Annotated in this window: 17 protein-coding genes; 16 read left to right on the top strand and 1 reads right to left on the bottom strand. The window is 72.9% G+C overall.

Annotated elements, in window-relative coordinates:
* The first annotated feature begins 93 nt into the window (after positions 1-93).
* The 14 genes from ABZ810_RS24165 (at position 94) to ABZ810_RS24230 (ending at position 17,856) form a co-directional block, all read left to right on the top strand.
* Positions 94-1,533 carry a trimethylamine methyltransferase family protein gene (locus ABZ810_RS24165; RefSeq protein ID WP_358406651.1) on the top strand — a complete coding sequence of 480 codons (1,440 nt, stop codon included), beginning with the start codon at positions 94-96 and terminating at the stop codon, positions 1,531-1,533.
* A 19-nt stretch (positions 1,534-1,552) separates the two neighbouring features.
* Positions 1,553-3,172 carry a choline dehydrogenase gene (betA, locus tag ABZ810_RS24170; RefSeq protein ID WP_358406653.1) on the top strand — a complete coding sequence of 540 codons (1,620 nt, stop codon included), beginning with the start codon at positions 1,553-1,555 and terminating at the stop codon, positions 3,170-3,172.
* Positions 3,173-3,186: 14 nt separating this feature from the next.
* On the top strand, positions 3,187-3,966 hold the full coding sequence (locus ABZ810_RS24175) for an IclR family transcriptional regulator (RefSeq protein WP_358406655.1): 780 nt from the start codon (positions 3,187-3,189) through the stop codon (positions 3,964-3,966).
* 120 nt (positions 3,967-4,086) lie between these two features.
* The gene (locus ABZ810_RS24180) at positions 4,087-5,559 is read left to right on the top strand and encodes an aldehyde dehydrogenase family protein (protein WP_358406658.1); all 1,473 of its coding nucleotides are present in this window, start codon (positions 4,087-4,089) and stop codon (positions 5,557-5,559) included.
* Positions 5,560-5,660: 101 nt separating this feature from the next.
* A complete protein-coding gene (locus ABZ810_RS24185; protein WP_358407058.1) occupies positions 5,661-6,710 on the top strand; it encodes a glycine betaine/L-proline ABC transporter ATP-binding protein in 1,050 nt (349 codons plus the stop codon).
* Positions 6,707-8,656 carry an ABC transporter permease subunit gene (locus ABZ810_RS24190; protein ID WP_358406660.1) on the top strand — a complete coding sequence of 650 codons (1,950 nt, stop codon included), beginning with the start codon at positions 6,707-6,709 and terminating at the stop codon, positions 8,654-8,656. Before ABZ810_RS24185 ends, ABZ810_RS24190 begins: the two co-directional genes overlap by 4 nt.
* Positions 8,657-8,672: 16 nt before the next feature.
* Positions 8,673-9,629 (top strand): ABC transporter substrate-binding protein, encoded by a 957-nt coding sequence (locus ABZ810_RS24195; protein WP_358406662.1) that lies wholly within the window; start codon positions 8,673-8,675, stop codon positions 9,627-9,629.
* Between the two features lie 10 nt (positions 9,630-9,639).
* On the top strand, positions 9,640-12,015 hold the full coding sequence (locus tag ABZ810_RS24200; RefSeq protein ID WP_358406665.1) for an FAD-dependent oxidoreductase: 2,376 nt from the start codon (positions 9,640-9,642) through the stop codon (positions 12,013-12,015).
* Positions 12,008-13,225: a sarcosine oxidase subunit beta family protein gene (locus tag ABZ810_RS24205; RefSeq protein ID WP_358406667.1), complete on the top strand. Its 1,218-nt coding sequence runs from the start codon at positions 12,008-12,010 to the stop codon at positions 13,223-13,225. Before ABZ810_RS24200 ends, ABZ810_RS24205 begins: the two co-directional genes overlap by 8 nt.
* 12 nt (positions 13,226-13,237) lie before the next feature.
* A complete protein-coding gene (locus tag ABZ810_RS24210; RefSeq protein ID WP_358406670.1) occupies positions 13,238-13,492 on the top strand; it encodes a sarcosine oxidase subunit delta in 255 nt (84 codons plus the stop codon).
* Between the two features lie 118 nt (positions 13,493-13,610).
* Complete coding sequence (locus ABZ810_RS24215; RefSeq protein WP_358406673.1) at positions 13,611-16,097, top strand: 2Fe-2S iron-sulfur cluster-binding protein; 2,487 nt, start codon at positions 13,611-13,613, stop codon at positions 16,095-16,097.
* A complete protein-coding gene (locus ABZ810_RS24220) occupies positions 16,087-16,677 on the top strand; it encodes a sarcosine oxidase subunit gamma family protein (protein ID WP_358406676.1) in 591 nt (196 codons plus the stop codon). Before ABZ810_RS24215 ends, ABZ810_RS24220 begins: the two co-directional genes overlap by 11 nt.
* A gap of 76 nt (positions 16,678-16,753) precedes the next feature.
* Positions 16,754-17,113, top strand: a complete 360-nt coding sequence (locus ABZ810_RS24225; RefSeq protein WP_358406678.1) for a hypothetical protein — start codon at positions 16,754-16,756, stop codon at positions 17,111-17,113.
* A 212-nt stretch (positions 17,114-17,325) separates the two neighbouring features.
* Positions 17,326-17,856, top strand: coding sequence for a Rieske (2Fe-2S) protein (locus tag ABZ810_RS24230; protein ID WP_358406680.1), 531 nt, complete (start codon positions 17,326-17,328; stop codon positions 17,854-17,856).
* A gap of 24 nt (positions 17,857-17,880) precedes the next feature.
* Here ABZ810_RS24230 and ABZ810_RS24235 read toward each other — a convergent pair whose 3' ends face one another.
* A complete protein-coding gene (locus ABZ810_RS24235) occupies positions 17,881-18,936 on the bottom strand; it encodes a mechanosensitive ion channel domain-containing protein (protein WP_358406682.1) in 1,056 nt (351 codons plus the stop codon).
* 149 nt (positions 18,937-19,085) lie between these two features.
* Here ABZ810_RS24235 and uvrC point away from each other — a divergent pair, with 149 nt between their 5' ends.
* A complete protein-coding gene (gene uvrC, locus ABZ810_RS24240) occupies positions 19,086-21,071 on the top strand; it encodes an excinuclease ABC subunit UvrC (protein WP_358406684.1) in 1,986 nt (661 codons plus the stop codon).
* Positions 21,068-21,946, top strand: coding sequence for an RNase adapter RapZ (rapZ, locus tag ABZ810_RS24245; protein WP_358406686.1), 879 nt, complete (start codon positions 21,068-21,070; stop codon positions 21,944-21,946). The genes uvrC and rapZ overlap by 4 nt, the downstream gene beginning before the upstream one ends.

The following is a 21,946-nucleotide window of genomic DNA, read 5'->3' on the forward strand; positions in this document are numbered from 1 at the left end:
ATAGCTTGAGCGTAGAATTCGCCGCGGAACGCCGTCAAGGGGTGCGGATCACTCCCACAGCGCACCCTCAGCCCCACCGCGAGGGGAGCCGGGATGTTCGTCAACCGGATGCCGCGCTACGAGATCCTCTCGCCGGACGCGATGGCCGTCCTCGACTCCGGCTGGCGCCGCCTGATGACCGAGGTCGGGGTGGAGTTCGCCTCCCCCCGGGCCCTCGCGCTCTTCAAGCGGGCGGGTCAGCCGGTCGAGGGCGAGGTCGTCCGGCCCGACCCCGACTTCGTCCTCGAACAGGTGGCCAAGGCGCCGCGCGAGTTCGACGTCCGGGCCCGCAACCCGGCCCGGTCGCTGCACATCGGCGGCGACCACATGGCGTTCGGCGCCGTCTACGGCCCGCCGTTCATCCGCGAGGGCGAGGTGCGGCGCGACGCGACGATGGACGACTTCCGGCGGCTGGCGATGCTGACCCAGACCGCGCCGTCGCTCGACTCGGCCGGGGGAGTGATCTGCGAGCCGAACGACGCGCCGCTGGACTCGCGGCATCTGGACATGGTCCACGCGCTGCAGACCCTCACCGACCGCGTCTACATGGGCAACGTGGTGTCGGGCGAGAACGCCCGCGACACCCTGGAGATGTCGGCGATCCTCTTCGGCGGCCGCGCGGCCATCGAGGAGACGCCGGTCACGATCTCGCTCGTCAACTGCAACTCGCCGCTGCGCTGGGACGAGCGCATGCTGGACGCGCAGTTCGAGTACAGCGCCGCGGGCCAGCCGGTCGTGCTCACCCCGTTCCTGCTCATGGGGGCGATGTCGCCGGTGACCGTGCCGTCGGCGCTGGTTCAGCAGATCACCGAGGCGCTCGCGGGCATCGCGCTGTCGCAGCTCATCCGGCCCGGCACCCCGGTGATCTTCGGCTCGTTCCTGTCCAACATCGACATGCAGTCGGGCTCGCCGTGCTTCGGCACGCCCGAGTCGGCGACCGGGCTGCTGTGCACCGGGCAGATCGCGCGGCACTTCGGGCTGCCGTTCCGCTCCGGCGGATCGCTCACGTCCTCCCAGACGCCGGACGCGCAGGCCGCCTACGAGGGGCTGATGACGATGCTCCCGACCTTCCTGGCCGGCGCCAACTGGGTGATGCACGCCGCCGGGTGGCTGGAGGGCGGTCTCGTCGCCTCGTACGAGAAGTTCGTCATCGACCTGCAGCTCCTCGACATGCTCCAGCAGGAGTTCACGCCGCTGGAGATCGACGAGGCGTCGCTGGCGTTCGGCGCGCACGAGGAGGTCGGCCACGGCGGGCACTTCCTCGGCGCCGCCCACACGATGGAACGGTTCCGGACCTGCTTCTACCGCCCGTTCCTGTCGTCCTCGCAGAACTACGAGCGCTGGACGAAGAACGGCGCCCACGACGCGGCCGCACGTGCCGCCGTGATCGCGCGGACCCGCATCGAGGAGTACGAGCCGCCGCCGCTGGACGACGCGGTAGGCGCCGAGCTCGCCGCCTACGTGGCCCGCCGCCGCACCGAGCTGGGCGACTAGGCCGGGGCTGGAGGACGGCATGTACGACTTCGTCATCGTCGGCGGCGGCTCGGCGGGCTGCGCGCTGGCCAACCGGCTCAGCGCCGACCCGGGCAACCGCGTGCTGGTGCTGGAGGCGGGGCGGCCCGACCACCCGTGGGACGTGTTCATCCACATGCCCGCCGCGCTGACGTTCCCGATCGGCAGCCGCTTCTACGACTGGCGGTACGAGTCGGAGCCCGAGCCGCACATGAACGGCCGCCGGATCTACCACGCGCGCGGCAAGGTGCTCGGCGGCTCCAGCAGCATCAACGGGATGATCTTCCAGCGCGGCAACCCGCTCGACTACGCCCGCTGGGCCGCCGGCCCCGGCATGCAGACCTGGGACTACGCCCACTGCCTGCCCTACTTCCAGAAGATGGAGCACCGCCTGGAGGGCGGCGAGCTGCGCGGCGGCTCCGGCCCGATCGTCCTGGAGACCGGGCCCGCCGACAACCCGCTCTTCGGGGCGTTCTTCGAGGCGGCCCGGCAGGCGGGACATCCGCGTACCGACGACGTCAACGGCCGCAGCCAGGAGGGTTTCGGCCCGTTCGACCGCACCATCCGCCGGGGCCGCCGCCTCAGCGCGGCCGGCGCCTACCTGCACCCGGTCAGGGACCGGCCGAACCTGACGGTCGCGACCGGCGCGTTCGTGCACCGCGTGCTCTTCGAGGGCAGGCGGGCCGTCGGCGTGGAGTTCACCCGGGGGCGCGGCCGGGCACCGCTGCGCGTACGGGCCGGGGAGGTGATCCTGTGCGGCGGTGCGATCAACACCCCGCAGCTGCTCCAGCTCTCCGGCGTCGGTGACGCGGCGGAGCTGCGCGCGCTCGGCATCCGGCCCGTCAGCGACCTTCCGGGGGTCGGCGAGAACCTCCAGGACCATCTCGAGGTGTACGTCCAGTACGCCTGCAAGGAGCCGGTCTCGATGGCCCCGGCCCTCAAGATGTGGCGGCGGCCGTTCATCGGCGCGCGATGGCTCTTCCTGCGGTCCGGGCCGGGCGCCTCCAACCACTTCGAGGGCGGCGGCTTCGTGCGGAGCAACGACGACGTCGCCTACCCCAACCTGATGTTCCACTTCCTGCCGATCGCCATCCGCTACGACGGCACGGCGCCGGCGGGCGGGCACGGCTACCAGGTGCACGTCGGCCCGATGTACTCCGACGCGCGCGGCACCGTGAAGATCCGTTCGAACGATCCGCGCGAGCACCCGGCGCTGCGCTTCAACTACCTGTCGACCGAGAGGGACCGGCGCGAGTGGGTCGAGGCGATCGGCGCCGCCCGGCACATCCTGAGCCGGCCCGCGCTCGCGCCCTACAACGGAGGCGAGCTGTCGCCGGGCCCGGAGGTGGAGACGGATGAGCAGATCCTCGACTGGGTGGCGCGCGACGGTGAGACCGCCCTGCACCCGTCGTGCACCGCGCGCATGGGCACCGACGCGATGGCGGTCGTCGACCCGCTCACCATGCGCGTGCACGGGCTGGACGGGCTGCGCGCCGTCGACGCCTCGGTCATGCCCTCCATCACCAACGGCAACATCTACGCCCCCGTCATGATGGTCGCGGAGAAGTCCGCCGACCTGATCCTGGGCGACACGCCGCTGCCGCCGCTCGATCACCCCTGAGGTACCGTTCCCCCATGGGCAACAGTCCCGCCCGCGAGGGGCCGGTGACCGTGCAGTCGGTGGACCGGGCCGTCACCGTCCTGGAGATCCTCGCGCGGGACGGCGAGGCGGGCGTCACCCAGATCGCCGCCGAGCTCGGCGTGCACAAGTCCACCGCGTTCCGGCTGGTCTCGGCGCTGGAGCACCGCGACCTGGTGACGCAGGACGGCGAACGCGGCAAGTACCGGCTCGGCCTCGGCATCGTGCGGCTGGCGGGCGCGACCACGGCGCGCATGGACGTCGTGCAGATCGGGCGCCCGGTGTGCCGTGAGCTGGCCGCGCAGATCGGCGAGACCGTCAACCTCACGCTGCTGTCGGGGCACGAGGTGCTGTACGTCGACCAGGTCGCCGGGCCGTCGACGCTCCAGCCCAAGAACTGGGTGGGCAGGCGCCTGCCGACGCACGCCACCTCCAACGGCAAGGTCCTGCTGGCGCACCTGCCGCCCGACCGGCTGGCCGACCACCTCGCGTGCCCGCTGGAACGCCTCACCGAACGCACCGTCACCGACCGCGGCGCGCTCGAGGACGAGCTGGCCGCCGTCCGCGACCGCGGTTACGCCACCGCGGTGGACGAGCTGGAGTTCGGGCTGACCGCCATCGCCGCGCCGGTGCGCGACGCGCGGGGGGAGGTCACGGCCACCGTGAGCGGGTCGGGGCCGAGCTTCCGGCTGCCCGCGGACCGTATCCCCGCGGTGGCGTCGGCGGTGTGCCGGGCGGCGGACGAGATCTCGCGCCGGCTGGGCTGGACGCCGTGACGCGGCCGCCGACCCCTTGACGTAACCGCTGCCCGGGGCTTTCATTCTTGCCCATAGCGAGACTTGTTGCGAAATAGGCAACTTGCCTCGCGCACTGGGCGACGGGCGGCGAGGGACGACGTGCCGGATCTCCACATCGGCGGGCGCTGGGTCGGCTCCGACAAGGGGGACCGGCGCGAGATCGTCTGTCCCGCCGACGGCACGGCCGTGGCCACCGTGGACGAGGCCGGTCCCGCCGAGGCCGCGGCCGCCGTGCTCGCCGCCCGCCGGGCGTTCGACGACGGGCCCTGGCCGCGCACCCCGGCGACCGAGCGCGGCGTGCTGCTGCTGCGGGTCGCGGAGATCCTGGAACGCGACAGGTTCGAGATCGCCCGCGCCGAGTCGCTGGACACCGGCAAGCGCGCCGTGGAGAGCGAAGCCGACGTCGCGGACGTGATCGCCGTCTTCCGGTACTACGCCGGGATCTGCGTGTCCGGTGACGACGGCCGCGTCGCAGACACCGGCCGCGACGACGTCTTCAGCCACGTGGTGCGCGAGCCGGCCGGCGTCTGCGCCCTGATCACGCCGTGGAACTACCCCCTGCTGCAGGCCGCCTGGAAGGTCGCGCCGGCGCTGGCCGCGGGCAACACGTTCGTGCTCAAGCCGAGCGAGCTGACGCCCTCGACCGCGATCCTGCTCATGCGGACGCTCATCGAGGCCGGCCTGCCCGAGGGCGCCGCCAACCTGGTCCTCGGCGCCGGGCCGGACGCGGGCGCCCCGCTGGTCGGGCACCCCGGGGTCGACCTCGTCTCGTTCACCGGCGGGCTGGTCACCGGCCGCGCGGTGATGGCGTCGGCCGCGGGCACCGTCAAGAAGGTCGCGCTCGAGCTCGGGGGCAAGAACCCCAACATCGTCTTCCCCGACGCCGACCTCGCCGCGGCGCTCGACCTGGCGCTCACCGCGGTCTTCCTGCACTCGGGCCAGGTCTGCTCGGCCGGTGCCCGGCTGCTGGTCCACCGCGACCTGCACGACGAGTTCGTCGGCGAGCTGGTCGCGCGCGCGGACCGCATCCGGCTCGGCGGGCCGTTCGACCCGGAGGCCGAGGCGGGCCCGCTCATCTCGGCGCGCCACCTGGCCAAGGTGGAGGCGTACGTCGCGGCCGGGCTGGCCGAGGGCGCCACGCTGCGCTGCGGCGGCGGGCGGCCCGGCGACCCCGGGCTGCGCGACGGCCACTTCTACCGGCCGACCATCCTCGACGACTGCATGAGCGGCATGCGCGTGGTCCAGGAGGAGTCGTTCGGCCCGGTGCTCACCGTCGAGATCTTCGTGACCGAGGACGAGGCGGTCCGGCTCGCCAACGACTCGATCTACGGGCTGGCGGGCGCGGTGTGGACGCGCGACACCGACCTGGCCCGGCGGGTCGCGGCCCGCCTGAGGCTCGGCACGGTCTGGATCAACGACTACCACCCCTACGTCCCGCAGGCCGAGTGGGGCGGCTTCAAGCAGTCCGGCGTCGGCCGCGAGCTGGGCCCCTCGGGGCTGGCCGAGTACCAGGAGACCAAGCACATCTGGCACAACACCCGCCCGCGCCCCCAGCGCTGGTTCGGAGGCTGACCGCGACCGGACCTCGACCACGATGGAGTGACATGACAGCTCGCAGCCCGGGCACCGCCGACACCGGGACTCCGGCCGCGACCACGCCATCGGACGAGGCGATGATCTCCGTGCGCGGGCTCTGGAAGATCTTCGGCCCGAACGCCGGCAAGCTCCTCGGCACTCCCGACGCCGACCTGCCGCGGGCCGAGCTGCGGGAGCGGACCGGCTGCACGGCGGCGGTGCGCGACGTCGGCTTCGACGTGGCGCCGGGCGAGGTGTTCGTCGTGATGGGCCTGTCGGGCAGCGGCAAGTCCACGCTGGTGCGGTGCCTGGCCCGGCTGGTCGAGCCGACCGCGGGCGAGGTGGTCATCGGCGGCGACGACATGTCGCGCGCCTCGCCGCGCGAGCTCCGCGAGATCCGGCGGCACCGGATCGCGATGGTGTTCCAGCACTTCGGGTTGCTGCCGCACCGCCGGGTCATCGACAACGTCGCCTACGGGCTGGAGATCCAGGGCATCGGCAGGGAACGGCGGCACGCGCGGGCCAGGGAGATCATCGGCCTGGTCGGGCTGGACGGCTACGACGGCGCGTACCCCGAGCAGCTGTCGGGCGGCATGCAGCAGCGGGTCGGGCTGGCGCGGGCGCTGGCGGTGGACCCCGACGTGCTGCTGTTCGACGAGCCGTTCAGCGCGCTCGACCCGCTCATCAGGCGCGACATGCAGAACGAAGTGATCCGCCTGCACCGGGAGGTCGGCAAGACCCTGGTGTTCATCACCCACGACCTGGCGGAGGCGCTCAAGCTCGGCGACCGCATCGCCATCATGCGCGACGGTGCGATCGTGCAGACGGGCACCCCCGAGCAGCTCGTCGGCGCGCCCGCGGACGGCTACGTCGCCGACTTCACCCGCGACATCGCCAAGGCCAACGTCCTGACGTTGCGCTGGCTGGCGCGCCCCGCCGGTCCGGGGGAGGGCGCCGGCGGGCCCGATCTGCCGGGATCGACGCTGGTCCGCGACGCCGTCCGGGCGGTGATGGAGGCGGACGGCCCGGTGCGGGTCGTCACCGGCGGCGAGATGGACGGCGTCGTCGACCGGGACGCGGTCCTGGCGGTCGTGGCCGAGACGGGCGAGGCCGGACGGCCGGCGGACGCCGGGGAGGTGGCCGGGTGACGGGCGTCCAGCTGGCGCGCCGGACGGCGGTCCGCGTCCCGCGCGGCGCCGCCGAGGTGACGGCGGTGGTCCTGCTCGCCGTCGCCTACCTGGCGTTCCGCGGCCAGTGGGTGCTGGCGCACGACGAGGAGCACCGCACGTTCCGGTTCCTGACCGACGTGCGCGAATGGGTGGACGACAACCGCAACTCCAGCCCGCTCTTCCTCTACGTGGTCAACTACGTCCGGCTCTTCATCGGGAACCTGTTCGAGGCCCTGCGCTCGCTGCTGGTCTTCACCGGCTGGCCCGGCCTCACCGCGATCGCCGGGGCGCTCGGCCTGGTGTTCGCCGGCCGGCGGGCGGCGCTCCTCGCGGTCGCGGGCGTGCTGAGCTTCGGCGTGCTCGGGTTGTGGGACGAGAGCGTCGACACCCTCGCGCTCACCGTCACCGCGGTGCTGCTCTCGCTGGCCGCCGGCGTCCCGCTGGGCGTGCTGGCGGGCCGCTCCGACCGGGTGCGCCACGCCTTCGACCCGGTGCTGGACGTCATGCAGATCATGCCGGCGTTCGCCTACCTGGCGCCGCTCACGCTCTTCTTCCTCATCGGCCCGGCGGCGGCCACCGTGGTGACGATGATCTACGCCGTCCCGGCGACCATCCGGATCACCGCCCTGGCCATCAGGAACGTTCCCGCCGAGACGGTCGAGGCGTCGGTGGCCCTCGGCTCCACCCGCTGGCAGACGTTGCGCAAAGTGCAGCTGCCGATGGCCCGGCCGACGCTCGCGCTCGCCGTCAACCAGACCATCATGCTGGCGTTGTCGATGGTGGTCATCACCGCGCTGATCGACGGCCCCGGGCTCGGCGAGACCATCGTTCAGGGGCTGGAGCGCATCAACGTCGGCATGGCCTTCGACGCCGGGCTCGCGGTGGTGGTCCTGGCGATCGTGCTCGACCGGCTCACCATGGGCGCGAGCCGCCGCGCCGAGGCGGCCCAGCACGCCGGGACCGGCCGCGCGCCCGATCCCCGCCGCCGGCGGCTGGTGCTCGCGGCGGGCGGCGCGGTCGCCGTCGCCGGCGTGGTCCTCGCCCGGATCCTGCCCGCCGAATTCCCGGAAGGGCTGGAGTTCCGCTTCGCGCCGTACGCCAACGACGTGGTCCAGTGGCTGGAGACGAACCTCTACGCGGTGACCGACGCCGTCAAGAACGCCGCCACCGAGCTCCTCCTCAACCCGCTGCAGGACCTGCTGACCTCCAGCCCGTGGTGGCTGATGGTGGTGGCGGTCGTGCTGCTCGCCCACCGCGTCAGCGGACCCCTCCCGGCGCTCGTCGCCGGTGCCGGCCTGCTGGCCATCGCGGGCCTGGGCCAGTGGGAGCACAGCATGCAGACGCTGGCGGCGGTGCTCGTCGCGGTCGTCCTCACGCTGCTGATCGGCGTGGCGCTGGGCGTGGCGGCGGCGCGGTCGCGGCCGTACGCGGCGCTCCAGCGCCCGGTGCTGGACGCCGCCCAGACGATGCCGTCGTTCGTCTACCTGCTGCCCGCGCTGGCGCTGTTCGGCGCGGGCCGGTTCACCGCGATCGTCGCCGCGGTGATCTACGCCGTGCCACCGGTGATCAGGCTGGTCGAGGACGGCGTCCGCAACGTCTCGCCGACCGTGGTCGAGGCGGCGACGGCGGCCGGGTCCACGCCCCGCCAGCTGCTGTGGAAGGTGCAGCTGCCGATGGCCCGGCGGGCCCTGCTGCTGGCGGCCAACCAGGGCATCGTCATGGTCCTGGCGATGGTGGTGGTCGGCGGCCTGGTCGGGGCCGGGGCGCTCGGCTACGACGTGGTGTCCGGATTCTCCCAGCTCGAGGACTTCGGCATGGGGCTGGCGGCGGGGCTCGCGACCGTGCTGCTCGGGATCATGCTCGACCGCATCACCCAGGGCGCGGGCGCCCGTTCCGACGAGTTCCGAGCCGCGCGCAAGGCCTGACGAGAGGAGTCGCAGAATGAAGCTGACCAGGGTCGGCCCGGTCATCGCCGCGGGCGCCGCGCTCTGCCTGGCGCTGGCGGGGTGCGGCGGGGCCACGGTGGACGACGAGGGCGGCGGCGAGAAGGGCGGCGGGTTCGTCAACATCGCCATCAACCCGTGGGTCGGGTACGAGGCGTCCGCGGCCGTCGTCGCCCACCTGCTGGACAAGGAACTCGGCTACAAGGTCCAGAAGAAGACCCTCAAGGAGGAGGTCGCCTGGCAGGGCTTCGAGTCCGGCGAGGTCGACGTCATCATCGAGAACTGGGGCCACCCGGACCTCAAGAAGAAGTACATCGACGAGAAGAAGGTCGCCACCGTCGCCGGCTCCACCGGCAACAAGGGCGTCATCGGGTGGTACGTGCCGTCCTGGATGGAGACCAGATACCCGGGCATCACCGACTGGAAGAACCTCAACAAGTACGCCGGCGTGTTCCGGACCTCCGAGTCGGGCGACAAGGGCCAGCTGCTCTTCGGCGACCCCTCGTACGTGAGCAACGAGAAGGCGCTCATCACCAACCTCAAGCTCGACTACAAGGTCGTCGTCGGCGGCAGCGAGGCGACGCTCATCAAGTCGGCGCAGCAGTCGGAGGCGCAGCAGAAGCCGCTGCTCTTCTACTTCTGGGACCCGCACTGGCTGTTCTCGAAGATCAAGCTCTCGCGGGTCAAGCTGCCCCCGTACAAGGAGGGCTGCGACGCCGACCCCAAGAAGGTGGCCTGCGACTACCCCGAGATGGACCTCGACAAGATCGTCAGCACGAAGTTCAGGGACTCGGGCGGCAAGGCCTACCAGCTGGTCAAGAACTTCAGCTGGACCAACGAGGACCAGAACGGCGTCGCCAACGACATGACCAACAACTCCATGACCGCCGAGCAGGCGGCCGAGAAGTGGGTCAACGCCAACAAGGCCAGGTGGCAGGCCTGGATCCCGAAGTGAGGGACGTCCCGTGACCCCTCGCGTCGTCATCGTCGGAGCCGGGATCGTCGGCTGCGCCACCGCCGACGAGCTGACCCGGCGCGGCTGGAGCGACGTCACCGTCCTGGACCAGGGGCCGCTGTTCGCGACCGGCGGCTCCACCTCGCACGCCCCCGGCCTGGTCTTCCAGACCAACCCGGTCAAGGCGATGGCCGAGTTCGCCGCGTACACCGTCGAGAAGTACTCCGCGCTCGGCGCGTTCGACCGCGTCGGCGGGCTGGAGCTGGCCTGTACCCCGGACCGGCTCGCCGAGCTGTACCGGCGGCAGGGCTGGGCGACGTCGTGGGGGATCGGCGCGCGGGTCGTCGGCCCGGACGAGTGCGCCCGCCTGCATCCGCTGGTCGACCGGGACCGGGTGCTGGGCGGGCTGCACCTTCCCGCCGACGGGGTGGCGCGAGCGGTCGACGCCGCCGCGCTCCAGGCCGCGGCGTCCCGCGAGCGCGGCGCGGTGTTCAAGGGCGGGCACGAGGTCCTCGACCTGGTGGTGCGGGGCGGCCGCGTCACGGGCGTGGTCACCTCCGAGGGGGAGATCGCGGCCGATCTCGTGGTGTGCTGCGCCGGGATCTGGGGGCCGAAGATCATGCGGATGGCGGGCCTGACGCTGCCGCTGACGCCGCTCGCCCACCAGCTCGCGTTCACCGGCCCGCTGGCGCCGCTGGCCGGCGCCGGAAGCGAGGTGCGGCACCCGATCCTGCGGCACCAGGACGCCGGCCTCTACTTCCGCGAACGGTTCGACCGGCTCGCCATCGGCAACTACCGGCACCGGCCGCTCCCGGTGCCGGCCGGCAAGCTGGGCGCCGACGCGCTCGCCCCCTTCACCGAGGACGACTTCGCCGGGGCGTGGCACGAGACCCGGCGGATCTTCCCCGCGGTGCGCGAGGCGGAGATCGAGGACGGCTTCAACGGGCTGTTCTCGTTCACGCCCGACAACCTGCCGCTCCTGGGGCCCTCGCGCGACGTGGACGGGCTCTGGGTCGCCGAGGCCGTCTGGATCACGCACTCGGCGGGGGTCGCGCGGGCCGTCGCGGAGTGGATGACCGGCGAACGGCCCGTCACGCCGCCGCGCGAGTGCGACATCGGGCGCTTCGAGGAACACCAGACCGGCCCCGCGTACGTGCTCGCCCGCGGCTGCCGGAACTACACCGAGGTCTACGACATCATCCATCCGCTGCAGCCCATGGAGGCTCCGCGGCCGCTGCGCACCAGCCCGTTCCACCCGCGGCAGCGCGAGCTCGGCGCGGTCTTCCTGGAGGCGATGGGCTGGGAACGGCCGCAGTGGTACGCGGCCAACGCGCCGCTCCTGGCCGAAGAGGGCCGCGACGTTCCCGAGCCGGGCGACTGGGCGGCGCGCCACTGGTCGCCGATCGCCGGCGCCGAGGCCCAGGTGACGCGCGAGCGGGTCGCGCTGTACGACATGACGGCGCTCAAGCGGATCGAGGTGAGCGGCCCCGGCGCGGCCGCCTTCCTCCGGCGCGTGACGACCGGGCGGGTGGGACGGCCCGCCGGCGCCGTCACGTACTGCCTGATGCTCGACGAGCACGGCGGCGTCCTGAGCGACGTCACGGTCGCGCGGCTGGGCGGGACCGAGTTCGTGGTCGGCGCCAACTCCGTGCTCGACGCCGACCTGCTGACCCGGCTCGCGCCCGGCGACGTCGTGGTCCGCGACGTGACGGCGGGGACGTGCTGCGTCGGCGTGTGGGGGCCGCGGGCGCGCGACGTCGTCCAGCCGCTGACCGAGGACGACCTCTCCGACGAGGCGTTCCGCTACTTCCGGTGCCGCCGGACGTTCGTCGGCACGGTGCCGGTGACCGCGCTGCGCGTGTCGTACGTGGGCGAGCTGGGCTGGGAGCTGTCGTGCCCGGCCGACATGGGGCTCAAGCTCTGGGACACGCTGTGGGACGCGGGGCGCGAACACGGGATCATCGCCGCCGGGCGCGCCGCGTTCAACAGCCTGCGGCTGGAGAAGGGCTACCGCTCCTACGGCGTCGACATGACCAGCGAGCACGACCCGTACGAGGCCGGGCTCGGCTTCGCCGTCCGCGGCGGCGCCGGCGAGCCCGCCGCGACCGGCGCCGCGCCGGAGCCGTCGCGGCGGCTCACCTGCCTCACCCTCGACGAGACGGTGATGGGCAAGGAACCGGTGTACGCCGCCGGCGCGCCCGTCGGCTACGTCACCAGCGCGGCCTGGGGCCACACCGTCGGGCACGGCATCGCCTACGCCTGGCTGCCCGGCGCGCTGGCCGAGCCCGGCACCACCGTCGAGATCGGCTACTTCGACCGGCGGATCCCCGCCGTGGTGGCGGCCGAGCCGCTGTTCGACCCCGGAATGGAGCGCCTGCGTGGATAGACCGTTCGAGCACCCCGGCTTCCTGTGGGAGGACCGCTCCCCGGACGGCTCGTACGACGTGGTGATCGTGGGCGCGGGCGGGCACGGCCTCGCCACCGCCTACTACCTGGCCGCGCTGCACGGCGTCACCAGCGTGGCGGTGCTGGAGCGCGGCTGGCTGGCCGGCGGCAACATGGCCCGCAACACCACGATCATCCGGTCCAACTACCTGTGGGACGAGAGCGCCGCGATCTACGAGCACTCGCTGAAGTTGTGGGAGGGCTTGGAGGAGGAGCTCGGCTACGACGTCCTGTTCAGCCGGCGGGGCGTGCTCAACCTGGCGCACAGCCTGCCGGACGTGCGCGAGGGCGTGCGGCGCGTCAACGCCAACCGGCTCAACGGGGTGGACGCCGAATGGCTGACCCCGGACGAGATCAGGAAGCTGGTGCCGATCCTGGACACCAGCGACGCGCCCCGTTTCCCGGTCCTGGGCGGCACGTTCCAGCCCCGCGGCGGCATCGCCAAGCACGACCACGTCGCCTGGGCCTTCGCCCGCGGCGCCCACGCGCGCGGCGTGCACCTCATCCAGAACTGCGAGGTCACCGGCTTCCGGCGGGCACCGGACGGCTCCGTGACCGGGGTCGAGACGTCGCGGGGCACGATCGGCGCGGGACGCGTCGCGCTGTGCGCCGCCGGGCACACCTCGGTGCTGGCGGCCAAGCTCGGCATCCCCCTGCCGCTGCAGAGCCACCCGCTGCAGGCGCTGGTGTCCGAGCTCCTGGAGCCCGTGCTCGACACGGTCGTCATGTCGAACGCGGTGCACGTGTACGTGAGCCAGGCGCACAAGGGCGAGCTGGTCATGGGCGCGGGCATCGACGCGTTCAACGGCTACGGCCAGCGCGGCTCGTTCCACGTCATCGAGCACCAGATCGCGGCGGCGGTCGAGCTCTTCCCGATCTTCGCGCGCGCCCACGTGCTGCGGACGTGGGGCGGCATCGTGGACGTCTCCCCGGACGCCTCGCCGATCCTCGGGCTCACGCCGGTCGGCAACGTCCTCATCAACTGCGGGTGGGGGACCGGCGGGTTCAAGGCCACGCCGGGGGCCGGCCACGTCTACGCCGACACGATCGCCCACGGCCGCCCGCATCCGCTGGCCGAGCCGTTCGCGCTGGAACGGTTCACGACCGGCGCGCTCATCGACGAACACGGCGCCGCCGCCGTGGCGCACTGAAGGGGCCCGCCGATGTTGCTGATTCCGTGCCCGTGGTGCGGCGACCGGCCCGAGACCGAGTTCCGGTACGGGGGACAGGCGGGCATCACCTTCCCGGCCGAGCCCGAGTCGCTGGACGACGCCGCGTGGGCCGGTTACCTCTTCATGCGCGACAACCCCAAGGGCTGGTTCGCCGAGCGCTGGGTGCACGCCGCCGGGTGCAGGCGATGGTTCGGCGTCACCCGCCACACCGTCACCAACGAGATCCTCCCGGAGGCCCCCGAATGACCTGTCCATTGCCGCGCTGGCGCCCGGCGGGTCGTGGGGCCTCCTGGCCTTCCCTCGTCGCTGCGCTCCCTGCGCTCCCTGCGCTCCCTGCGTTCCTCAGTCCAGACCAGGAGGCCCCATGACCGGCTCCCTCCGTACGGCGCGGGGCGGCTCGCGCATCGACCGCTCGCGGCGCGTGACGTTCACCTTCGACGGCGTCCCCTACGAGGCGCACCCGGGGGACACGCTCGCCTCCGCCCTGCTCGCCCATGGCGTGCGCGTCGTGGCGCGCGGGCCCTACAGCGGGCGGCCGCGCGGCGTCTACAGCTGCGGGGCCGAGGAGCCGAACGCCTTCGTCCAGGTCGAGTCGGGGCCCGGCGAACCGATGGTGCGGGCCACCCGGCTCGAGGTCCACGAAGGCCTGCGGGCGGTGCCGCTGGCGGGGCGGGGCCGCCTGGCCGGCCGCCCGGACACCAGCCGCTACGACCGGACGTACGCGCACTGCGACGTGCTGGTGGTCGGGGGCGGCCGGTCCGGGGTCGCCGCCGCCCGCGCCGCCGCCGAGGCCGGCGCCCGGGTGATCCTGGCCGACGACCAGCCGCGGCCCGCCGCCGAGATCGGGCCGTTCAGGGAGCTGACCGTCCTGCGCCGCACGACGGTCACCGGCTACTACGACCACGATCTGCTGACCGCGGTCGAACGCCGTACCGACCACCTCGCCGGGGCGCCCGCCCACATGGCCCGGCAGCGCCTGTGGCACATCCGTGCCGGGCGGACGGTCCTGGCGACCGGGGCGCTCGAACGTCCCGTGCTCTTCCCCGGCAACGACCGTCCGGGGATCATGCTGGCGCACGCGGCCGCCGCGTACATCGAACGTTACGGAGTCCTGCCGGGCCGCCGCGCCGTGGTCTTCTCCACCCACGAGGAGCCCGAGCTGCCCGGTGTCGAGATCGTCCGGCGGATCCGCGCCGGGGAGACGGTCACCGGCACCGAGGCCGGCGACGACGGGGTGCTCACCGCCGTGCTCGTCGGCGGCGAACGGGTGCCCTGCGACCTGCTGGCGGTCTCCGGCGGCTGGAACCCCAACCTGCACCTGTACGGCCAGGCCGGCGGGCGCACCCGGTGGTCCGCCGAGCACGGCGGGTTCGTCCCCGACGGAGGGGCCCGCGGCGACCTGAGCGTGGTCGGCAGGGCCCGCGGCGTGCCCGGAGCCTTCACCGAGCCGCCGCCCCCGCAGGACTCGGCCCGCATCTACGTCGACTTCCAGCGGGACGCCACGCTCGCCGACGTGTGGCGCGCCACGGGGGCGGGCCTGACGTCCGGTGAGCACGTCAAGCGCTTCACCACCATCGGCACCGCCGCCGACCAGGGCCGCACCTCCGCCGTCATCACCGCCCGCCTGCTGGGCGAGGAGAGCGTCACCACGCAGCGGCCGCCGGTGGAGCCGATCACCTTCGCCCTGCTGGCGGGCCGCGACCGCGGCGCCCTCCTCGCCCCCGTCCGCCGCACCCCCATGCACACCTGGCACGAGGAGCACGGGGCGCTGTTCGAGAACGTCGGCGACTGGAAGCGGCCCTGGTACTACCCGCGCCCGGGCGAGTCCATGGAGGACGCGGTCCTGCGCGAGTGCCGGGCCGCCCGCGAGGACGCCGCCGCCCTCGACGCGTCCACCCTCGGCAAGATCGACGTGCAGGGCCCGGACGCCGGCGAGTTCCTGGACCGTTTCTACACCGGCCGTTTCTCCACGCTGCGCACGGGCCGCTGCCGGTACGGCGTCATGTGCGGCACGGACGGCATGATCTTCGACGACGGCGTGGTCGCGCGGCTCGGCTCCGACCACTTCCACCTCACCACCACCACGGGCAACGCGGGCGCCGTCCTGGACCGGATCGAGGAGTGGCTCCAGACCGAGTGGCCCGGCCTGCGCGTCCGCTGCACCTCGGTCACCGACCAGTGGGCCACCGTCGCCCTCGTCGGCCCGCGGTCGCGCGACCTGCTCGGCACCCTCGCCGACCTGCCCGCCCGCTTCCCGTTCATGGGCGTCCACACCGGCAGGGTCGCCGGGCTCCCCGCCCGCGTCTTCCGCATCAGCTACAGCGGCGAGCCGGCCTACGAGATCAACGTCCCGTCCTGGCACGGGCTCACCCTCTGGGAGGCGGTCGTCAACGCCGGCGCCACCCCCTACGGCACCGAGACCATGCACGTCCTGCGCGCGGAGAAGGGCTACATCGTCGTCGGCCAGGAGACCGACGGCACCGTCACCCCCGCCGACGCCGGGCTCTCCTGGACCCTCGCGGCCGACGGCGACTGGATCGGCCGCCGCAGCCTCCGCCGCCCCGACACCGCCCGGCCCGGCCGCAAGCGGCTGGTCGGCCTCCGCCCGCTTGACGACGTCGTCCTCACCGAGGGCGCCCAGCTCGTCGACGCCCCCGGCGCCACCGCCATGCGGGGGCACGTCACCTCCGCCTACCGGGGCACCGTCGGCTCGTTCGCCCTCGGCCTGCTCGCCGGCGGCGCCACCCGCACGGGCGAGCGCGTCTACGCCGTCACCGCGGACCGGACCGTCCCCGTCGAGGTCACCGACCCCGTCTTCTACGACAAGGAGGGGAGCCGCCGTGACGGCTAGAAGCGCGATCGAGCACCTCTCCGGCGCGCTGGCCCGCACCGGCGGACCGGCCCGGCTGCACGAGCTGCCCTTCCCGTCCCAGGTCGAGCTGCGCCTGGACGACGAGGACGCCGACTCGTTCGGCCCCCGGGTGGGCCAGTTCCTGTCGTGCGACATCCCCGCGGCGGCCCGCGCCACCGGCGGGGGCGACCCGTACGTCCTGTGGCTGGGCCCCGGCTGGTACCTGATCGTCGACCGCCCGGGCCGCGCGCCCGGCCTGCTCTCCGGCCTGCACGGCGCGCTCGGCGGCGACTGCGGCGGCACCTGCGGCTCCGCCGTGGACGTGTCCGCCGCCCGCACCGTCCTGGAACTGACCGGCCCCGCCGTCCGCGCCGTCCTCAACCACGGCTGCGCCCTGGACCTGCACCCGCGCGCGTTCAAGCCGGGCGACTGCGCCCAGACCCTTCTCGCCCAGGCCCAGGTGATCCTGCACCAGACGGCCCCGCACGACTACCGCCTCTTCGTCCGCACCTCGTACGCCGACTACCTGGCCCGCTGGCTCCTGGACGCCATGAGCGAATACCAGGCCGCCTTCTCCTAGTCCGTTTTCCTGGTCTCAGAGGTCCGATGTCGTGGGTCGTCCCCCGGCGCCGGGGGCGATCAAGAATGATCCAGGCATGGCGGAGGAACGTGGCAGGGCGGGTTGCGCGATCGGTGCGGGCTCGGCGGGGGCGGGGCTGCTGGCCGCCGCCGTCGCCTACCTCGGGATGGCGGTTTCGTGGGCCGGCTGCGGGTCCGAACTCGAGCCCGGCGGCCGGCTCTTTCTCAACTTACTGGGCTTGGCCGGGCTCGTCGTGATGCCCTCGGTGGGGGTGGTGGCGGGCGGCCTGGCGGCGCTGGCGCGCAGGAGCGGGCTGCCGGCGATCGTGTGGGGCGGGATCCTGGTCGCCGCGGGCTGCCTGCTCGTCATGCTGGTCATCGGCTGGATCGTGGTCGGCGGCCCCCCGCCCGGTTACTGCCCCGGCGAACGGCCCTGATCAGAGGAGTCCCGTCGGCGGGTTCAGCCGGAACTCGCTGCCCCCGCGCGTCGCCGCTGGCGCCCCGACGCGCCGCCGGAGTCTCCCGTTCAGGTCAAGGGAGACGGAATCTTTCTCGTTTGAATTTGAACCTTCGGTGTGACACGGCCGTTTTCCTCAGTGACAGGGGAGAAGGATAGAGAGACCGAACGTGACACTGGAGGACGAGATTCATGGTGATGGAGCCCGCACCGCACGCGGAGAACGTGGACGTCGACGGCAGGCCGGCCCCCGCGGACCCCGGCACGGATCCCGGCACGGGGAGCAGCCGGCGCGGGCTGCTGATCGGGGTCGGGCTCGCCGGCGTCGCGGGCCTCGCGGTGGCCTGCGGCGGCGATGACGACTCCGGCGGCGACGGCTCGGGCGGGGGCTCGGGCGGCGGGGCCGGGGAAGGCTCCGGCGGCGGCACGGGGGGCGGGACGGTGCTGGCCCAGACGTCCGCGGTCCCGGTCGGCGGCGGCACTTTCGTCAAGGCCCAGAAGATCGTCGTGACCCAGCCGACCCAGGGCACGTTCAAGGCCTTCAGCGCGGTCTGCACGCACCGCAAGTGCGACACCGACGAGATCTCCGGCGGCACGATCAACTGCCCCTGCCACGGCAGCAAGTTCAAGGTGGCCGACGGCTCGGTGGCCGCCGGTCCCGCGACCGAGCCGCTGGAGGAGAAGCAGATCACGGTCGAGGGCGGGCAGATCAAGCTGGCCTGACCGCGGCGGTGCCCCGAGCCCCTCTCACCGGTCGTCGGCGTGCGTCAGGAGGGGCTCGGGGAGTTCCGTGCGGAAGCGCGGCAGCGCCTCGGGGTGGTTGTCGCGGATGTACCGCACCAGGTGCTCGCGGACGTCGCAGCGCAGGTCCCACGCGCTGGCCGAGTCGGCGGCGCTCATCAGCGCGCGCACCTGCACCAGCCCGTTCGGCAGCACGTCGGTGACCTCTAGCACCCACTCGCGGCGGTCCCACAGCGGGTTCTCGCGCAGGAAGGCGTGCACCTCGGTCCGCAGCTCCTCGACCGGGACCGACCAGTCCATGTGGATCACGACGGTGCCGAGCACGCGGCTGCTGTGCCGCGTCCAGTTCTCGAACGGCTGCTCGGTGAAGTAGGACACCGGGAGGATCAGCCGCCGGTCGTCCCAGAGGTGGACGACCACGTACGACAGGGTCAGCTCCTCGACCCGGCCCCACTGGCCCTGCACCACCACGACGTCGTCCAGGCGCAGCGCGTCGCTGAACGCCAGCTGCAGCCCGGCGAACAGGTTGCCCAGCGTCGGCCGGGCCGCGATGCCGACGACCAGGCCCGCGACGCCGGCCGAGGCCAGCACCCCGGCGCCCAGCGCGCGCACGGCCGGGAAGGTGAACAGCGCCGCGCCGACCGCCAGGATCACGATCACCACGGCGGCGATCCGCCGCAGCAGCATCATCTGGGTCCTGGCCCGCCGCGCCCGCCGGTTGCGCTCACCCTCGATGCGGGTCAGCTTGTTGAGCGCCGGGTCGGTGAGCGCGTACGCGACCCGCAGTACCAGCCAGGTCGTCGCGCCGATGGCGCCGATGCGCAGCGCGTGCCGCACCACGTCGCTGCCGCCCTCGCCCAGCAGCTGGAACGGCATCGCGGCGTTGGCGCTGATCACGACCGCCATCGCGAACGACGGCGCGGCGCACCGCCGCGCCACCGCGCCGACCGCCGGCCATCGGGCGGAGAGCCGGCCGGCCAGCAGCCGGCGGCCTCCTTCCACCACGATCACCGAGGTGGTGACGGCGATGGCCAGAATGATCCAGGACCAGAGCGCGGACACGGGTGGCGGACCTCCTTCGGCAGCGATCTTGCAAAGCCACCGGGGGTCTCTTTCCACTCGGCCGGATCTGGAACGAGATCTGGATCACCCCGCCGGGCGCGGCGGCGAGCCCGCGCAGACTGTCGGGCGCGCCCACTAGGCTTTCTGGCGTGGCAGATCCGGCGACCTACCGACCCGCCCCGGGGTCCATTCCCGACTCGCCGGGGGTGTACCGCTTCCGCGACGAGCACGGCCGGGTCATCTACGTGGGCAAGGCCAAGAGCCTGCGCTCGCGGCTCAACTCCTACTTCGCCGACTTCGCCGGCCTCCACCCGCGGACGCAGACGATGTTGCAGACCGCCGCCAGGGTCGACTGGACCGTGGTGGGCACCGAGGTCGAGGCGCTGCAGCTCGAATACTCCTGGATCAAGGAGTTCGACCCCCGGTTCAACGTCCGTTACCGCGACGACAAGTCCTATCCGTATCTGGCGGTCACCCTCGACGAGGAGTTCCCGAGGGTGATGGTCATGCGCGGCGCCAAACGTAAGGGGGTCCGTTACTTCGGGCCCTACTCCCACGCCTGGGCGATCAGGGAGACGGTCGACCAGCTGCTGCGCGTCTTCCCGGTGCGCACCTGCCGGCCCGGGGTCTTCAAGCGCCAGCGCCAGCTCGACCGGCCCTGCCTGCTCGGCTACATCGACAAGTGCTCGGCCCCCTGCGTGGGCCGGGTGACGCCCGAGGAGCACCGGCTGCTCGCCGAGGACTTCTGCGACTTCATGGCGGGCAACACCTCGCGCTTCACCAAGCGGCTGGAGCGCCTGATGCGCGAAGCCGCGGCATCGCAGGAGTACGAGCGGGCCGCGCGGCTGCGCGACGACATCCGGGCGCTCGAACGCGCGCTCGAAAAGCAGACCGTGGTGCTCGCCGACGGCACCGACCTCGACATGATCGCCTTCTACGAGGACGAGCTCGAGGCGGCCGTGCAGGTGTTCTACGTCCGCGGCGGGCGCATCCGCGGGCAGCGCGGCTGGGTCGTCGACAAGGTCGAGGCCGTCACCACCGCCGACCTGGTCGAGCACTTCCTCATCCAGATCTACAGCGAGAGCGACTCGGTGCCGCGCGACGTCTACGTCCCGGCGCTGCCGCCGGACGAGCAGGCGATGACCGAGCTGCTGGCCGAGCAGCGCGGCGGGCCGGTGCGGCTCAGGGTGCCCCGGCGCGGCGACAAGAAGGCGCTGATGGAGACCGTCCAGCGCAACGCGATGGAGGCGCTCAAGCAGCACAAGACGCGCCGCGCCAGCGACCTGACCACCCGCAGCAAGGCGCTGCAGGAGCTCCAGGAGGCGCTGGAGCTGGACGAGGCGCCGCTGCGCATCGAGTGCTACGACGTGTCCAACCTTCAGGGCACCAACGTGGTCGCCTCGATGGTCGTCTTCGAGGACGGCCTCGCCCGCAAGAGCGAATACCGGCGCTTCACGATCAAGGCGGTGGAGGGGCAGGACGACGTCCGGTCCATCCACGAGGTGATCACGCGCCGGTTCAAGCGCTACCTCGCCGAGAGCGAGCGGGCGGGCGAGCTCGACACCCTCGCCGGCGACGACCTCGACGACCTCGAGGACGCCGGGGCGCACCAGCCCATCGACCCCGAGACCGGCAGGCCGCGCAAGTTCGCCTACCCGCCCAACCTGGTGATCGTCGACGGCGGACCGCCGCAGGTCGCCGCGGCGCAGCGGGCGCTCGACGAGCTCGGCATCGACGACGTCGAGGTCTGCGGCATCGCCAAGCGGCTGGAGGAGCTCTGGCTGCCCGGCGACGACGACCCGGTGATCCTGCCGCGCAACAGCGAGAGCATGTACCTCGTCCAGCGGGTCCGTGACGAGGCCCACCGGTTCGCCATCAATTTCCACCGCCAGCGGCGCTCCAAGTCCATGACGGCCAGCGAACTCGATAACGTTCCCGGTCTGGGCCCGGCCCGCCGCAAGGCCCTGCTGAAACATTTCGGGTCGCTCAAACGGTTGAAGGAAGCGACACCGGAGCAGATCGCCGAGGTGCCCGGCATCGGCCTGCAGAGCGCGCGGCAGATCTCCGCCGCTCTGGGCGGGGCGCCCATCGCGACGGGCACCGACGACGGGGAGCACAGGGGGGAGCCGAGATGACCGCCGAGACGAAGGTCCCGGACATCGTCATCGTCACCGGCATGTCCGGGGCGGGCCGCAGCACGGCCGCCAAGGCGCTGGAGGACCTCGACTGGTTCGTGGTCGACAACCTGCCGCCCGGGCTGCTGGCGACGATGGCCGACCTGGGCGGCCGGGTCAAGGACGCGGTGCCGCGCATCGCCGTGGTGGTCGACGTGCGCAGCCGCGCGTTCACCGACGACCTGCACTCCTCGATCGAGGAGCTTGAGGCCCGCGGCGTGCACCCGCGCGTGGTCTTCCTGGAGGCCTCCGACGCGGCGCTGGTCCGGCGGTTCGAGAGCGTGCGCCGCCCGCACCCGCTGCAGGGCGACGGCACCCTGACCGAGGGCATCGGCCGCGAGCGCCAGCTGGTCCGCGAGGTGCGGGCCGAGGCCGACCTGGTGCTCGACACCAGCGACCTCAACGTCCACCAGCTGCGCGCCAAGATCGTCGGCTTCTTCGGCAACGACACCGGCGAGTCGCGGCTGCGCGCCACCGTGCTCTCGTTCGGCTACAAGTACGGCCTGCCCGTCGACGCCGACCTGGTCGTCGACTGCCGCTTCCTGCCCAACCCGCACTGGGTGCCCGAGCTGCGGCCCAAGACCGGCCGCGACGCCCCGGTCCGCGACTACGTGCTCGCCCAGCGCGGCGCCAAGGAGTTCCTCGACGCCTACACCGAGGTGCTGCGCCTGCTGACCGACGGCTACGAGCGCGAGGGCAAGCACTACGTGACGCTCGCCGTGGGGTGCACGGGCGGCAAACACCGTAGTGTTGCCATGGCGGAGCAGCTCGCCTCGCGCCTGCGGGACGAGGGCATCGAGGTCCAGGTCGCCCATCGTGACCTCGGCCGTGAGTGA

The sequence above is a fragment of the Spirillospora sp. NPDC047279 genome (assembly GCF_040643285.1).
Taxonomy (GTDB): domain Bacteria; phylum Actinomycetota; class Actinomycetes; order Streptosporangiales; family Streptosporangiaceae; genus Spirillospora.

Coding starts and splice junctions, on each gene's coding strand:
- ABZ810_RS24165 (WP_358406651.1), top strand. CDS start 94: ATGTTCGTCAACCGGATGCCGCGCTACGAGATCCTCTCGCCGGACGCG.
- betA (WP_358406653.1), top strand. CDS start 1,553: ATGTACGACTTCGTCATCGTCGGCGGCGGCTCGGCGGGCTGCGCGCTG.
- ABZ810_RS24175 (WP_358406655.1), top strand. CDS start 3,187: ATGGGCAACAGTCCCGCCCGCGAGGGGCCGGTGACCGTGCAGTCGGTG.
- ABZ810_RS24185 (WP_358407058.1), top strand. CDS start 5,661: ATGATCTCCGTGCGCGGGCTCTGGAAGATCTTCGGCCCGAACGCCGGC.
- ABZ810_RS24195 (WP_358406662.1), top strand. CDS start 8,673: ATGAAGCTGACCAGGGTCGGCCCGGTCATCGCCGCGGGCGCCGCGCTC.
- ABZ810_RS24210 (WP_358406670.1), top strand. CDS start 13,238: ATGTTGCTGATTCCGTGCCCGTGGTGCGGCGACCGGCCCGAGACCGAG.
- ABZ810_RS24215 (WP_358406673.1), top strand. CDS start 13,611: ATGACCGGCTCCCTCCGTACGGCGCGGGGCGGCTCGCGCATCGACCGC.
- ABZ810_RS24225 (WP_358406678.1), top strand. CDS start 16,754: ATGGCGGAGGAACGTGGCAGGGCGGGTTGCGCGATCGGTGCGGGCTCG.
- ABZ810_RS24230 (WP_358406680.1), top strand. CDS start 17,326: ATGGTGATGGAGCCCGCACCGCACGCGGAGAACGTGGACGTCGACGGC.
- rapZ (WP_358406686.1), top strand. CDS start 21,068: ATGACCGCCGAGACGAAGGTCCCGGACATCGTCATCGTCACCGGCATG.